11 protein-coding genes are annotated in these 14,907 nt (G+C 55.5%); 7 read left to right on the top strand and 4 right to left on the bottom strand.

From position 1 onward, the window contains the following. The first annotated feature begins 23 nt into the window (after positions 1-23). Entirely contained in the window at positions 24-419 is a 396-nt protein-coding gene (locus F3J29_RS14725; RefSeq protein ID WP_166867155.1) for a winged helix-turn-helix transcriptional regulator, read from the top strand. A gap of 5 nt (positions 420-424) precedes the next feature. On the opposite strand, the gene F3J29_RS14720 is transcribed toward F3J29_RS14725, so the two are convergent. Continuing rightward, a complete protein-coding gene (locus tag F3J29_RS14720) occupies positions 425-2,356 on the bottom strand; it encodes a bifunctional 2',3'-cyclic-nucleotide 2'-phosphodiesterase/3'-nucleotidase (protein WP_166867153.1) in 1,932 nt (643 codons plus the stop codon). Between the two features lie 201 nt (positions 2,357-2,557). Here F3J29_RS14720 and cysQ point away from each other — a divergent pair, with 201 nt between their 5' ends. Then, entirely contained in the window at positions 2,558-3,304 is a 747-nt protein-coding gene (gene cysQ / locus F3J29_RS14715; protein ID WP_166867151.1) for a 3'(2'),5'-bisphosphate nucleotidase CysQ, read from the top strand. On the opposite strand, the gene F3J29_RS14710 is transcribed toward cysQ, so the two are convergent. Beyond that, positions 3,294-3,851: a YtfJ family protein gene (locus F3J29_RS14710; protein ID WP_166867149.1), complete on the bottom strand. Its 558-nt coding sequence runs from the start codon at positions 3,849-3,851 to the stop codon at positions 3,294-3,296. The two genes, cysQ and F3J29_RS14710, sit on opposite strands and share 11 nt — an antisense overlap. A gap of 325 nt (positions 3,852-4,176) precedes the next feature. On the opposite strand from F3J29_RS14710, the gene F3J29_RS14705 reads away from it, so the two are divergent. Further along, positions 4,177-4,383: a DUF1107 domain-containing protein gene (locus tag F3J29_RS14705; RefSeq protein WP_008460430.1), complete on the top strand. Its 207-nt coding sequence runs from the start codon at positions 4,177-4,179 to the stop codon at positions 4,381-4,383. A gap of 221 nt (positions 4,384-4,604) precedes the next feature. Here the strand turns inward: F3J29_RS14705 and paeA are convergent, their stop codons facing one another. Continuing rightward, complete coding sequence (gene paeA, locus F3J29_RS14700; RefSeq protein WP_166867148.1) at positions 4,605-5,942, bottom strand: polyamine export protein PaeA; 1,338 nt, start codon at positions 5,940-5,942, stop codon at positions 4,605-4,607. 317 nt (positions 5,943-6,259) lie between these two features. On the opposite strand from paeA, the gene F3J29_RS14695 reads away from it, so the two are divergent. Together F3J29_RS14695 and F3J29_RS14690 are read left to right on the top strand one after the other, a co-directional pair. After that, a complete protein-coding gene (locus F3J29_RS14695) occupies positions 6,260-7,594 on the top strand; it encodes a hypothetical protein (protein ID WP_166867146.1) in 1,335 nt (444 codons plus the stop codon). Between the two features lie 57 nt (positions 7,595-7,651). Then, positions 7,652-8,500 carry a leucine-rich repeat domain-containing protein gene (locus F3J29_RS14690; RefSeq protein ID WP_205246788.1) on the top strand — a complete coding sequence of 283 codons (849 nt, stop codon included), beginning with the start codon at positions 7,652-7,654 and terminating at the stop codon, positions 8,498-8,500. A gap of 46 nt (positions 8,501-8,546) precedes the next feature. Here F3J29_RS14690 and msrA read toward each other — a convergent pair whose 3' ends face one another. Beyond that, positions 8,547-9,182 carry a peptide-methionine (S)-S-oxide reductase MsrA gene (gene msrA / locus F3J29_RS14685; RefSeq protein ID WP_166867144.1) on the bottom strand — a complete coding sequence of 212 codons (636 nt, stop codon included), beginning with the start codon at positions 9,180-9,182 and terminating at the stop codon, positions 8,547-8,549. 214 nt (positions 9,183-9,396) lie between these two features. On the opposite strand from msrA, the gene tamA reads away from it, so the two are divergent. Together tamA and tamB are read left to right on the top strand one after the other, a co-directional pair. Beyond that, positions 9,397-11,133, top strand: coding sequence for an autotransporter assembly complex protein TamA (tamA, locus tag F3J29_RS14680; RefSeq protein ID WP_166867142.1), 1,737 nt, complete (start codon positions 9,397-9,399; stop codon positions 11,131-11,133). Beyond that, positions 11,130-14,906, top strand: a complete 3,777-nt coding sequence (gene tamB / locus F3J29_RS14675; RefSeq protein ID WP_166867140.1) for an autotransporter assembly complex protein TamB — start codon at positions 11,130-11,132, stop codon at positions 14,904-14,906. Before tamA ends, tamB begins: the two co-directional genes overlap by 4 nt. Position 14,907: the final 1 nt, after the last annotated feature.

Genomic DNA, 14,907 nt, shown 5'->3' with positions numbered 1-14,907 from the left:
ACGTACAAAAAGGTAAGTGTCAAATGAGTGAAATCATCGAAACGCCCATGACGCTGAGCGAGCAGCTGCGCAACGGCAATCTGTTTAGCGACAAGTGCCCCTCGCGGGATGTGCTGAAACACGTGACCAGCCGCTGGGGTGTCTTAATTTTAGTGGCATTACAGGACGGCACTCATCGTTTTAGCGATTTAAGGCGCAAGATGGGCGGCGTGAGCGAAAAAATGCTGGCGCAGACGCTGCAGTGGCTGGAGGCGGACGGCTTTGTGGATCGCAAATCTTACCCCGTTGTGCCACCGCATGTGGAGTACACGCTGACGCCGATGGGCCACGAAATCGCCGATAAAGTCGCCGCGCTGGCGGACTGGATTGAAGAGAATTTACCGCAGGTGATGGCGTCCCGCGAGAAACGGGACGCCTGAAAGACTTACTTGCTTAAATCAAGCTGATAGACGGCAAAACCAATATCGTCGTTAGCGACTTTTTTCATTGGGTATTGGCCTTTTTCTTTGATAAAGGCGGCGGCTTTGTCGGTCGGCGAGGTTTCAAAGCGGATGTCCAGCGGCTGCTTGCTGGCTATTGGCGCCAGACGCCAGTTGTTGTCTGCCGCAGGATGAATCTCACCCTGAGCACCGATCCAGTTTGCCAGCACCGAGCGGTTCTCATCCGGGGAAGCAAACGCGATGTGGCTGTCGCCGGTGCCGGCAAACTTGCCGCCGTAAGCGCGATAGTTATTGGTCGCCACTAGGAAGACGGCATTCGGGTCGATAGGTTTGCCTTTGAAGGTGAGGTCTTTGATGCGCTCGGCCTTCGGGTTCACCATCTGGCATTCACCGTCGTAGCGAGCCGGCTGGCTGACGTCTATCTGGTAGTTCACGCCGTCGATGACGTCGAAGTTGTAGGTACGGAAGCCGTCCCAGTTGATCAGTTCCTGAGGCTTAGTGCTGTTCACGTCGATCTGGTTGAACTGCCCGGCGGAACACTCCAGCCACTCTTTAACTTCTTTCCCGGTCGCTTTCACCACCACCAGCGTGTTCGGGTAAAGGTAGAGATCGGCGGCGTTGCGGAAGGTCAGCTGGCCTTTTTCAACTTCAACAAAGCTGGCCGGATCGTTTTTACGCCCGCCCACTTTGAACGGCGCGGCGGCGGAAAGCACCGGCAGATTCGCAAGGTCTGGATCGCCCTGAATGTATTTCTCGACGTAGGCCTTCTGCGCGTTATTCACCACCTGAACGGTAGGATCGTCCTGCACCAGCGCCAGATAGCTGTACATGTTGTCCGCCGATTTACCCACCGGCTTGCTGACAAACTCGCGGGTTGCGCTGTGATCGTGCTCAAGCACTTTCTTCAGGTTCTGATCTTCTGCCGCCAGCGATTTTTTGGCTACGCTGTCATAAATTGGCCGCGCTTCCGCCTTGCTGCTGGTGACCTTCCAGCTGCCGGAATCGTTGTTCAGCACCAGATCCACCACGCCGAGGTGGTCGCCCCACATGCCCGGCATCACGGCAGGCACACCGTTCAGGGTGCCTTTTTCGATATCAGCCCCTTTAATATTGGCAAAATCTTTCCCAGGGAATACGGCGTGGGCATGGCCGAACATAATGGCGTCCACGCCTGGCACCTGGCTGAGGTAATAAACGGAGTTTTCGGCCATTGCCTGATAAGGCTCGCTGGACAGCCCCGAGTGGGCAATCACGACGACGACATCAGCGCCCTGTTGGCGCATTTCCGGCACGTATTTTTTGGCGGTTTCGGTAATGTCGTTCACCGTCACTTTGCCGCTCAGGTTGGCTTTATCCCAGGTCATGATTTGCGGGGGGACAAAGCCGATGTAGCCAATGCGCAGCGTTTGGGTTTTGCCGTCTTTATCTTTAACTTCGGTTTCTTTAATCAGGTACGGCGTGAACATGGGCTTCTGGGTTTTCACGTCGATGATATTGGCGTTCACGTACGGGAATTTCGCGCCAGCGAGGGCTTTGTGCAGGAAGTCGAGGCCGTAGTTGAATTCGTGGTTGCCCAGGTTGCCGACCGTATAGTCGAGCGTATTCAGCGCTTTATAAACCGGATGAATTTCCCCGGCTTTAAGCCCTTTTGCGGCCGCGTAATCGCCCAGCGGGCTGCCCTGAATAATATCGCCGTTATCCACCAGCACGCTGTTGGTGACTTCACCGCGCGCGGCATTGATCAAACTTGCGGTGCGTACCAGACCGAACTTCTCTGTCGGCGTATCTTTGTAGTAATCGAAGTCCATCATGTTGCTGTGCAGATCGGTCGTTTCCATGATCCGCAGGTCAACGGTGGCCGCATTGACGCTGGCGGCTATCAGCGTCGCCAGAAGCGTTGCGCTAAACTTAATCATGTTTAAATGTCCTTTTTAGAGGTACGCCACAAAGGGCAATGTATATACACACTGTTGCTTACAATTTTGTGAAGTCTGCCAGAATTTAAGTCCGGTAAACCAGAAATGCTTCACAGATAGCGCATCGTGGTGCAATGAGATATAAGTAAAACAATAAGTTATTCGCTCGATGTAGCACAGAGACACAACACGAGGTGGAGAATGTTAGAACAAATTTGCCAGCTGGCCCGCGAGGCCGGGGCCGCTATCATGCAGGTTTATGAGGGAGAGAAACCGCTTCAGGCGACGCATAAGCTTGATGACTCTCCGGTAACGGCGGCGGATCTTGCCGCCCACGACATTATTCTGAAAGGGCTGAAAGCGTTGACGCCGGATATCCCTGTGCTGTCAGAAGAAGATCCCCAGTCATGGGATACCCGCCAAAGCTGGCTGCGCTACTGGCTGGTCGATCCGCTGGACGGCACAAAAGAATTCCTGAAGCGCAACGGCGAGTTCACCGTGAATGTTGCGCTTATTGAAGACGGGAAAGCGGTGATGGGCGTTGTCTACGCGCCGGTCCTGAAGATTATGTACAGCGCCGCAGAAGGGAAGGCCTGGAAAGAAGAGTGTGGCGTCCGCAACCAGATTCATGTGCGGGATGCCCGTCCACCGCGCGTAGTGGTCAGCCGGTCTCATGCTGCCAACGATAGCGAGCTGAAAGAGTATCTCCAGCAGATGGGCGAACACCAGACCACGGCGATAGGATCGTCCCTGAAGTTCTGCCTGGTGGCAGACGGTCAGGCCCAGCTCTATCCTCGCTTTGGGCCAACCAATATCTGGGACACCGCAGCAGGGCACGCCGTGGCGGCCGCCGCCGGGGCGCACGTTCATGACTGGCAGGGCAAGCCGCTGGACTATACCCCGCGCGAGTCGTTCCTGAACCCCGGCTTCCGCGTGTCTATTTACTGAGTAACCCTTGCAGCAGGCTAATTACCTGCTGCACTTCCTGCTGGGTTAACGGACCATCTTTGGCGAACTGGATCCTGCCTTCTTTATCCAGCACCACGATTGCTGAGCCGCCCTGTTGCAGCTGCCACGCTTTCGCCGCTACGCCATTACTGTCGACGATAAACTGCGACCACGGAAACTCTTTCTTATTACTTTCGATGCTGCTGCGCACGAACATGCTGGTGCCCACAATGGCGTCGTCGGTGTTCACAATGGTGGTGGTCTGGTACTTATCATGCGGGAATTTTGCGGCCTTGATGGCTTCGACCATGGCTGCATTTTCTTCTTTGGCGCTCGAACGGCCGGCAATATGCTGCAGGACTCTCACTTTGCCAGGCAGCTGCGCGCTATTCCAGTTTTTATAACTAAACTTATTGTTATCCAGCACCAGCTCGCCCTTATCGGTAATGCCAATAGGGGAAACGCGCTGATTATTTTCAAAGTTATGGGCTGAGGCCACGAGCGGCAGCAGCAGAAGAGACAGCGCCAGCGTTTTGCGCAGGGTCATCGGTGACTCCTTATTGTTGTTAGCAGGTGATCCGACCACTTGGGCAGATGTTTTAAGCATATGTGTTGAATAAGCATCTGTCCCGCAAGCAAAGTGCCAGTTTGCGGGCTGACGCACATAACCCTGAAATTTGAAGGCTTACGCTGCCGTTTTTTACATTTAAAAATATTGTTCTGCAACTTTGTAATCTTTTAGTAAAAAAACTTCTACACACTAGGTGACCTTCGATATCTGGACTATAGTTTTCGAGCACCAAACTTTTTCGCCTCATTTTGTCGGGCCAAATGTAGCTCGCAGAGGCGTTAACATGCAGGAGTAAAGAACAATGAAAATTTTCCAACGTTACAACCCCCTTCAGGTGGCGAAGTACGTGAAGATCCTGTTCCGTGGACGGTTGTATATCAAGGACGTTGGCGCTTTCGAATTTGATAAGGGCAAAATCCTTGTCCCGAAAGTTAAGGATAAGCAGCACTACTCGGTCATGTCCGAGGTTAACCGCCAGGTGATGCGCTTACAGGCGGATATGGGCTAGGCCCAAAAGTTGTAAAAAAAACGGCCCCGAAGGGGCCGTTAGTGTTTATAGACAAAGAGGGAAAAAGCGTGGTTTTTCCCTCTTTGTGGCTATCAGCCGAAAACCAATGCATTGGTTTTCCTGGTTTATGTAGAAACTGCGGCTGAGAATGCTTCTTTCTGGTTCTGCTGCTCGTTGCCTGAAGCGGCCCCGAAGGGGCCGTTAGTGTTTGTAGAGCCTGCTTACTGCTCCTGAGGCTCTTCGCCATCAGGCAGCTTTGGCGACAGCGCCACAGGCTTATTGTCGATACGCGTCACCAGCAGCTGGTCGATGCGGTAGTTATCGATATCCACCACCTCGAACTTGTAGCCGGAGAATTTCACCGAGTCGGTGCGTTTCGGGATCTTGCGCAGCATAAACATCATGAACCCGCCGATGGTTTCGTAGTTACCGGACTGCGGGAACTCGTCGATATCCAGCACGCGCATCACGTCGTCAATCGGCGTGCCGCCTTCCACCAGCCATGAGTTTTCATCGCGGGCAACGATTTGCTCTTCCATCCCCTGGCCGACCAGGTCGCCCATCAGCGTCGTCATTACGTCGTTCAGGGTAATAATACCCACCACCAGCGCGTATTCGTTCATGATAACCGCGAAGTCTTCCCCGGCGGTTTTAAAGCTTTCCAGCGCTTCGGAGAGCGTCAGGGTATCCGGCACAATCAGGGCGTTACGCAGATGCACACCGCTGTTCAGCGCCATGCTTTGGTTACCCAGCACGCGGTTCAGCAGCTCCTTGGAATCCACATAGCCAACGACGTGGTCGATATCGCCGTTACACACCAGGAACTTAGAATGCGGATGTTCGGCGATGGTGGACTTCAGGCTTTGCTCGTCGGCATGCAGATCGAACCAAATCACGTTTTCGCGCGAGGTCATAGAAGACGGCACGGTACGCGATTCCAGCTCAAAGACGTTTTCAATCAGTTCGTGTTCCTGCTTACGCAGCACACCCGCCAGCGCACCGGCTTCAAATACTGCGTAAACGTCATCGGAAGTAATGTCGTCTTTACGCACCATCGGCAGCTTGAAGATGCGGAAAATAATGTTAGCCAGGCCGTTGAAGAACCACACCAACGGTTTGAAAACAAACAGACAGAAGCGCATCGGGTTGATAATACGCAGAGCGACCGTTTCAGGCGCAATCATACCGATGCGTTTCGGCGTAAGGTCAGCAAACAGAATAAACAGACTGGTCACAAGGGTGAACGACAGGATAAAGCTAAGCTGATCGGCCAGTTCCGGCGACAGGAAGCGCTCCAGCAGCGTTTTAAACGCCGGGGAGAAGGCCGCATCTCCGACGATACCGCCGAGAATCGCCACGGCGTTAAGGCCAATTTGCACCACGGTAAAGAAGGTGCCCGGCGTTTCCTGCATCTTCAGCACGCGCTGGGCATTGATGTTGCCTTCATCAGCCAGCAGCTTAAGTTTGATTTTACGAGAGGCGGCAAGCGAGATCTCAGAGATTGAGAAAAAGGCACTAATAGCAATAAGGATAAGTATTATCAAAATACTGTTTAACATAATTTATCTGGCTGTTGTGGCCAGGTCCTCGGAAGGGAAAAGTGGATAAATCTCAGGGGTCAAACACAAGAAATGCTGGCCGCTTTTGTGAACGAGCCAGCAAATTCAAGGAGTAGTATAGCGTAAGGATGGGATGTGCTACCAGAGGCCGTAATTTAACCGACGGTAATCCGCGTTTTTGTTGATGTGTTTTTTGATGAATGCGCTTAGCGTTTGGCGCATTGTATTCGCTGCTTTTCTTCTTTCTATCCCCGGAACTTTTCTTCTCTTTTTGCCACTCACCTGACCGGTTAGCCCACTATCAGGAGAGCGTTCACATGGTCAATTCCGTTACTTCCGCGCACAGGCATGCGGCAGAACTTCCTCCCTTACCGGAACACGGCGGTCAGCGACCGGCGTCGATCGCTTCGGAATCATCTGTAGCCACTTCTGCAGCCGTAAGCGCGCATGAAAGCCTGCATTTCGTGGGCGACTGCGTTTATGGCTCGGCCAATGAAGCCGCTATCCATCACCAGCTTGGCACGCTGTTTGGTAAGCATATTAACGGCGATAACCATGCTGAAATGCATGCCCTGATTGAGTCGAGAACCCGTGAATTACACAGAATGGGGGAAACGCCAGCGTCTATTGAGGCTGTGCTGACGAAAGGCCATCAGCTGGACAGGCTGGGGCAAGTTGCGCGAGGTGCTGTGCGAGCTATTCCATTTGCCGCCGCGTCTGTTGCCTACGACAAAGTTCCGCTGCTGAGCGCTTTTGCCCACACTGCGGCGGAAATTGGCCTGCATGCTGGCCTGCAGTCCAGCATTGCCGACACCATTGGCACCACGCTGCTTAACCGCGCCACGGCAACGAATCCCTGGCTGTCCGCCAAAGACAGCGATCTGCATCCGGTCATGCGCGAAGCAGTAAAAGAGGCAAAAGCGAGCTTGCTCACGACGGCGGCAGAAACTGGATTAGCCATTCAGACCTATTCGGCACGTAACCTGGCGCGCCTGGCGACGGCGGCAACGTTGACGCATTTTACCGGGGCGAAAGTGGCCGGCGAAGCCGATACCTGGCTATCCGCAGCGGGTGGCCTGGCGGCCGGCGGTGCGATGAGCGCCATTTTACATGCGGTGGACGAAAGCAAGGGTCGAACCGGGCCGGAGTATTTGCTGGGGCGCAACGACTGGCAGCAGAAATTTACTGAATTGAAAAATACGTCTGTGGTGAGCGATACACTTAAAAACGCCGCTCAACGCGTGGCGAAGCTTCCGCTGGATATTGCAACGGACAGCCTGAAAGCGACGGCAAGCGTTTTCTCTGCGCCGAGCCTTGGGAAAACGGCGATGCTGGCCGGGGGCTTTGCCGGTGTGATTAGCCTGCGTAGCGCCATTGGCGCAGCTGTCGCCCACGCCTTCCCCAGAGTGAATGCCGCTTCGTTGAGCGCCATCAGCCATGCAACCAACGTCGTGGCCTCTGCCCCGGTGTTCTTCGCCGTACCTGCGGCTGAGATCCTCGCTGACGCCGTGGCGGACAAAATGACACAAACGCTGCAGGAAAAGGTCCCGGCTGCCGTGAACTCGGCGGCAGGCTGGATCGGGCATCAGCTGCAGGCGGCCTTAAATCGCCAGCCAGCAACTTCCCTTAATGCCGCAGAGCAGCAGGTGTAAAGGAACCGATGGGGGAGTTACGTCCACACACAGGCAGTCTATTTTCGGAGCCTGATTATGCATATTAATTCTACGGCAGCGCGACCTTCAGGTCTGCCACCATTCTCCACCACATCCTCAACGGCAGCGGTGAAGGCCGCTTCCTCTGGCCTGCACGCGAGTGATTTACACGGCGATCTCAAGAATTGGACCGCTGCGGCTCCTACAGCGGAAGAAGGCAAAGCCAGAGCGGCGGCGTGTAGCGAAATAATGAATAACTTTCAGTGCCGTGGGGAAACATTAGATCTGAGCGAGCGAGGTCTGACGGCGCTACCTGACTCCCTGGGCGCGCTGACGCACCTTAAACATTTGAATTTGTCCGGCAACCCGCTGCAGACCTTTCCGGCCAAAGCGCTTTTACAGTTGGGCTCCCTGCAAACGCTGCAACTGGCGATGAATCAGCACAACCAGGGCGTACCGTTTCGTCGCTCGCATGAACGTTTTGCGGATGAAGGGTACAAACTGCAGTTTTTTGCCCAGGGCAATAACCGCGCGCAGGTGATTCATCAGCCTCCCCGGCAGAAAACGGCCTTATTCACCACCGACCTGGCACCTTGTCTGGCGGCGATGATTGTTCAGGATGGGAAAAGCCTGGCGCTGCATATGGATAACCCACAGCGCAGTGGCTCAGGAGGGATCCCTCTGGAAGATATGTTGTCCCGGCATTTGCATCCGTCAGCGCGTAAAACGGAGGTGTTCTTGGTCGGGGCTAACGATCAGGGATCGGCGGGTAACGTGCGGGCGATGCTGACGGCGCTGAACAAGCATGGGGTGGCGAATAACATCAGCATGGCAAGCCTCGGAAATGGACATACTTCCGCGACGCTGGATGTGAATAATCAGAAAGCGTGGGTTGGCTTTGGTTAACTATGCTAAAGAAAAAGCCAGTCGATGACTGGCTTTCAGGGGACGTTTACTGAGGCGGCAAACAAACGCCGATGCCGCCAATGCCGCAGTAGCCGTACGGATTCTTGTACAGATACTGCTGGTGGTCGTCTTCCGCATAATAGAACGGACCGGCGTTGGCGATTTCAGTGGTGACCTGACGTTTATCGCCTGCGGCATTCATCGCGGCCTGGAAACGTTCAAGGCTGGCGCGGGCAGCTTTGTCCTGTTCCGGCGTGAGCGGGTAAATGGCGGAGCGGTACTGAGTGCCGACGTCGCCACCCTGACGCATTCCCTGAGCCGGGTCGTGGTTTTCCCAAAACACCTGTAAAAGCTGCTCGTAGCTCACGACTTTCGGATCATAAACCACGCGCACCGCTTCAGCATGGCCGGTCTGGCCACTGCAGACTTCGCGATAGGTTGGGTTTGGCGTGTAGCCGCCGCTGTAGCCGGCTGCCGTACTGTAAACGCCAGGGATCTCCCAATACAGGCGCTCTACGCCCCAAAAACATCCCATCGCAAACAGCGCGATTTCCATCCCGTCTGGTACATTTGTCATCGAGTGTTCGTTAACCGCGTGAAGCGTGGCGACCGGCATCGGCGTGTTGCGGCCTGGCAGAGCATCGGCCTGCGTCACATTGTGAGTTTTGTCGAAGAATGACATGGTGTTGGATCTCCCGAAAATCGGCAAAAAAGCGAGCGGTTGTCATCAGACCTGCAATTGCAGACAATACATCCGAGTTACAGACTACATTACATATAAGAAAGATTTAGGCTAGTGAGTTATTTTCAACCCTCGATGTTAGGGTTTTGTTAATCCGCGGAGCGGGAATGACGTTTCCTTCCAGGGGTGGGAACAAGGATATTCAGGAGAAAACGTGCCAGTAATCCGTACTTTATGTATTACAAGCCTGTGTGTGGCGAGCGCATGGGCTAACGCCGCGAGCGTGCGTTTGCAGGTTGAGGGACTCAGCGGCGAACTGCAAAAAAACGTCCGCGCTCAGCTTTCAACCATCCAAAGCGATGAAGTGACGCCGGATCGTCGCTTCCAGGCACGCGTCGACGACGCCATTCGCGCAGGGCTAAAGGCGTTGGGCTACTACGAGCCCACCATCAATTTCACGCTTAAACCACCTCCGCAGAACGGGGGGCGTCAGGTTTTGCTGGCACAAGTTGACGCCGGGCAGCCCGTGTTAATCGGCGGCACTGATGTGATTTTGCGCGGCGGTGCACGAACGGATAAAGACTATCTGGCATTGCTGCCCAAGCGGCCAAAAATTGGCACCGTGCTCGATCACGCTGACTACGATAATTTCAAAAAAAGCCTCTCCAGTATTGCGCTGCGTAAGGGCTACTTCGACAGTGATTTCCGCAAAAGCCAACTGGGCGTTTCTCTGGACAGACATCAGGCGTTCTGGGATATCGACTATGACAGCGGCGAGCGCTACCGCTTTGGCGCGGTGACCTTTCAGGGCTCACAGATTCGCGAAGAGTATTTGCAAAACCTTGTGCCCTTTAAGCAGGGGGATTATTACCAGTCAAGCGATCTGGCAGAGCTGAACCGCCGCCTGTCGGCCACCGGCTGGTTTAACTCCGTTGTGGTGGCACCCGAGTTTGAAAAATCACGCCAGACCAAAGTGCTGCCGCTGCAGGGCGTAGTGACACCACGCACCGAAAACACCATTGAAACCGGGGTGGGCTACTCCACGGACGTAGGGCCGCGCGTGAAGGCCAGCTGGAAAAAACCGTGGATGAACTCCTACGGGCATAGCCTGACAACCAGCACCAGCCTTTCCGGCCCCGAGCAAACGCTCGACTTCAGCTACAAAGTGCCGCTGTTAAAAAGCCCGCTGGAGCAGTATTACCTGGTGCAGGGCGGTTTTAAGCGAACCGACCTCAACGACACTAAATCGGACTCTACTACCGTGGCGCTGTCGCGCTATTGGGATATGTCGAGCGGCTGGCAGCGTGCCGTTAACCTGCGCTGGAGCCTCGACCACTTTACCCAGGCAGATGTCACCAACACGACCATGCTGCTTTACCCTGGCGTCAGCCTGAACCGCACTCGCTCACGCGGCGGCCTGATGCCCACGTGGGGCGATTCGCAGCGCTACTCGATAGATGTCTCTAATACAGCCTGGGGTTCTGGCGTCGATTTCGGCGTGTTCCAGGCACAAAACGTTTGGATCCGTTCGCTGTATGAAAAGCACCGTTTTGTGGTACGCGGCAATGTAGGGTGGATCGAAACCAACGACTTTAAAAAAGTGCCGCCGGATCTGCGTTTCTTCGCCGGGGGTGACCGCAGTATTCGCGGCTATAAATACAAGTCAATCTCGCCGGAGGACAGCAACGGCAAGTTAACGGGGGCCTCCAAACTGGCGACGGGCTCGCTGGAGTACCAGTACAACGTGACCGGCAAATGGTGGGGGGCGGCGTTCGTTGACTCCGGTGAAGCGGTGAACGACATCAAACGCAGCAACTTCAAGACCGGCGCGGGCGTTGGCGTGCGCTGGCAGTCCCCGGTTGGGCCTATCAAGCTCGACTTCGCGGTTCCGGTGGGTGACAAGGAAGAGCACGGTTTACAGTTTTACATCGGTTTGGGGCCTGAACTATGAGTCGCTGGAAAAAAATAAGCCTCGCGGTGCTGGCTGTGATTGTGCTGCTGATCGCCGCAGTCGGTTTCCTGGTCGGGACAACGCCGGGCCTGCATTTGCTGTTTAAAGGCGCTAATCGCTGGGTGCCGGGGCTGAATATTGCTCAGGTTGACGGCGGCTGGCGTAATCTGACGTTAAAGAACCTGCGTTATGAGCAGCCCGGCGTCGCGGTGCGTGCGGGCGAAGTTCACCTTGCCGTGAAGCTTAACTGCCTGTGGCACAGCAGCCTGTGCGTGAATGACTTCTCGCTGAAAGATGTGGATGTTGCGGTCGACACGAAAAAAATGCCGCCGTCTGCCCCGGTACAGGAAGAGGACAGCGGCCCGCTAAATCTCTCCACGCCGTACCCGATTACCCTGAGCCGCGTGGCGTTGAACAACGTCAATGTAAAAATCGACGACACCACCGTTTCGGTGATGGATTTCTCCAGTGGCCTGACCTGGGAGCAGCGCAACCTGACGCTGACCCCGACATCGCTGGAAGGTTTGCTGATTGCGTTGCCAAAAGCCGCGCAGGTGGCAAAAGAAGAGATTGTCGAGCCGAAAATTCAACATCCTCAGCCGGAAGAAGCGCCGCTCGGCGAAACGCTGAAGCAATTGTTTGAGAAGCCGCTGTTGCCTGAAATGACCGACGTTAATTTGCCGGTAAATCTGAATATTCAGGAATTTCGCGGCGCGCGTCTGCGTCTGACCGGCGATACGGATTTGATGGTCAACTCGCTGTTGCTGAAAGTGAGCAGCATTGACGGCAATCTCAAACTGGATGCGCTGGATGTGGACTCCTCTCAGGGGCTGGTGAACGCCACCGGCAGCGCGCAGCTACGCGACAACTGGCCGGTTGACTTAACGCTCAATAGCACGCTGAACATCGATCCGCTGAAAGGCGAAAAGGTGAAGATGACCGTGGGCGGCGCCCTGCGCGACGAACTGAACGTGGGCGTCAACCTTTCGGGGCCGGTGGGGATGCAGTTGAAGGCCAAAACCCGCCTGGCCGAAGCCGGGCTGCCGCTCAGCGTTGAATTGGACAGCAAGCAGCTTGCCTGGCCGCTGACCGGCGAGAAGCAGTACCAGGCCGACGATCTTAAACTGCGTCTGACCGGTAAAATGACCGACTACAAGCTGACCTTTAGCACCGCGGTGAAGGGGGATCAGGTTCCACCTGCCACCATCACGCTGGACGGCAAAGGCAACGAACAGCAGTTTAGCCTCGATAAGCTGCGCGTGGCCGCGCTGCAGGGGAATACGGATCTGAAAGCGCTGGTGGACTGGAGCAAAGCCATCAGCTGGCAGGGTGAACTAACGCTGGCCGGAATCAACACCGCGAAGCAGTTCCCGGACTGGCCCGCGAAGCTGGACGGTAAGATCAAAACCCGGGGAAGCCTGTATGGCGGCAGCTGGCAGTTGGATATTCCCGCGCTGAAGCTTGCCGGCAACGTGAAACAGAACAAGGTCAATGTGGAGGGCATGCTGCAGGGCAACAGCTATATGCAGTGGAAGGTGCCGGGTCTGCATCTTGAATTGGGTCGCAATACCGTGGATGTCAAAGGGGAGCTGGGTGAGAAAGCGCTAAACCTCGACGCCAACATTAATGCCCCGAACCTGGACAACGCCTTGCCTGGTTTAGGCGGCACGGCGAAAGGGATCGTGAAGGTTCGTGGCGACGTGAAAGCGCCGCAATTGCTGGCTGACCTGACGGCAAACGGCCTGCGCTGGCAGGAGTTGACGATTGCCCGTGTTCTGCTGAAAGGCGATGTGAAATCGAGCGACCAAATTGCGGGGAACCTCAACCTGCGCGTAGAACGTGTTGCTCAGCCGGGCGTGAAAGTAGATCTCGTCACGCTGGACGCGAAAGGCGATGAGAAGCAGCATCAGCTGCAACTGCGTATTCAGGGTGACCCCGTTTCCGGGCGCCTTAACTTGAGCGGCAGCTTCGACCGCAACGAAGAGCGCTGGCGCGGCAAGCTAAGTGATACCCGCTTTGATACGCCGGTAGGACCGTGGGCGCTCAACCGCGAGCTAACGCTGGACTTCCGCAATAAAGAACAGAAAATCGCCATTGGCCCGCATTGCTGGGTAAACCCGAACGCCGAGCTTTGCGTGCCGCAAACTATCGACGCCGGGGCGAAAGGCCGGGCGCTGGTGAACCTCAACCGCTTCGATCTTGCCATGCTGAAACCGGTAATGCCGGCGGATACCCAGGCCAGCGGCGTATTTACCGGCAAGGCCGACGTGAGCTGGGACAGCGAAGCTGGTGGCCTGCCGCAGGGCCAGGTGACGCTCAGCGGGCGCGGCGTGAAAGTGGCGCAGGTGGTGAACGGCAATACGTTGCCGGTCGCCTTTGATACGCTGAACCTCAATGCGGAACTAAAGAATAACCGCGCCCAGCTTGGCTGGCTGGTGAAGGTGGCGAATAACGGGCAATTTGACGGCCAGGTTCAAATCACCGATCCACAGGGGCGGCGTAACCTTGGCGGCAACGTCAATATTCGCAACTTCTCCCTGGCGATTGCCAACGCTATCTTCTCGAAAGGTGAAAAGGCGGACGGTACGCTGAACGCGAACTTACGCCTCGGCGGCAACCTTGAACGGCCGCAGATGTTCGGGCAAATGCAGCTTAATGGTGTGGATGTCGAAGGCAACTTTATGCCGTTCGATATGCAGCCGAGCCAGATTGCCATGAACTTCAACGGGATGAACTCCACGCTGCAGGGCGTGGTACGCACGAAGCAGGGGCAGATTGTGTTAAGCGGTGATGCCGACTGGACGCAAATCGACAACTGGCGGGCGCGCATAGCCGCGAAGGGCAGCAAAGTGCGCATTACCGTGCCGCCGATGGTGCGCCTGGACGTTTCCCCGGATATTGAATTTGTGGCCACGCCAAGCCTGTTTACTCTCAACGGTAACGTTGATGTGCCGTGGGCGCGTATCGTGGTGCATGACGTGCCGGACAGCGCCGTGGGCGTCTCCAGCGATGAAGTGATGCTGGATAAAGATCTGAAGCCGGTTAATCCTAAATCCGCCGGGATCCCGATCAACAGCAATCTGACGATTCACGTCGGCAACAACGTGCGGCTGGACGCTTTCGGCCTGAAAGCGCGCCTGACCGGCGATCTGAAAATGGTGCAGGACAAGCAGGGACTCGGCCTCAACGGTCAGATAAACATTCCTCAGGGCCGCTTCCACGCTTACGGCCAGGATCTTATCGTCCGCAAAGGCGAGCTGCTGTTCTCCGGCCCGCCGGACAACCCGTACCTGAATATCGAAGCCATTCGTAACCCGGACTCGACCGAAAACAGCGTCACGGCCGGTGTGCGTGTGACGGGTCCGGCAGATGAGCCAAAAGCTGAAATATTCTCTGACCCGGCGATGTCCCAGCAGGAAGCCTTATCCTACCTGCTTCGCGGCCAGGGTTTAGATACTTCCGGCAACGACGGCGACGCGATGACGTCAATGCTTGTAGGTCTGGGGGTTGCACAAAGTGGTCAGGTTGTGGGTAAAATCGGCGAGACGTTTGGCGTAAGCAATCTGGCGCTCGACACTGCGGGAGTGGGTGATTCTTCTCAGGTGGTGGTTAGCGGCTATGTACTGCCGGGTCTACAGGTTAAATATGGCGTAGGTATTTTTGACTCTCTGGCGACGTTAACGTTACGTTATCGTCTGATGCCTAAGCTGTATCTGGAAGCGGTGTCTGGCGTAGATCAGGCACTAGATTTGCTCTATCAGTTTGAGTTTTAGC

This window comes from Enterobacter sp. Cy-643, from assembly GCF_011752815.1.
Classification (GTDB): Bacteria; Pseudomonadota; Gammaproteobacteria; order Enterobacterales; family Enterobacteriaceae; genus Cedecea.
Note: the sequence above shows the minus strand (reverse complement) of the source record. Positions and strands in the feature narration are given on the sequence as shown.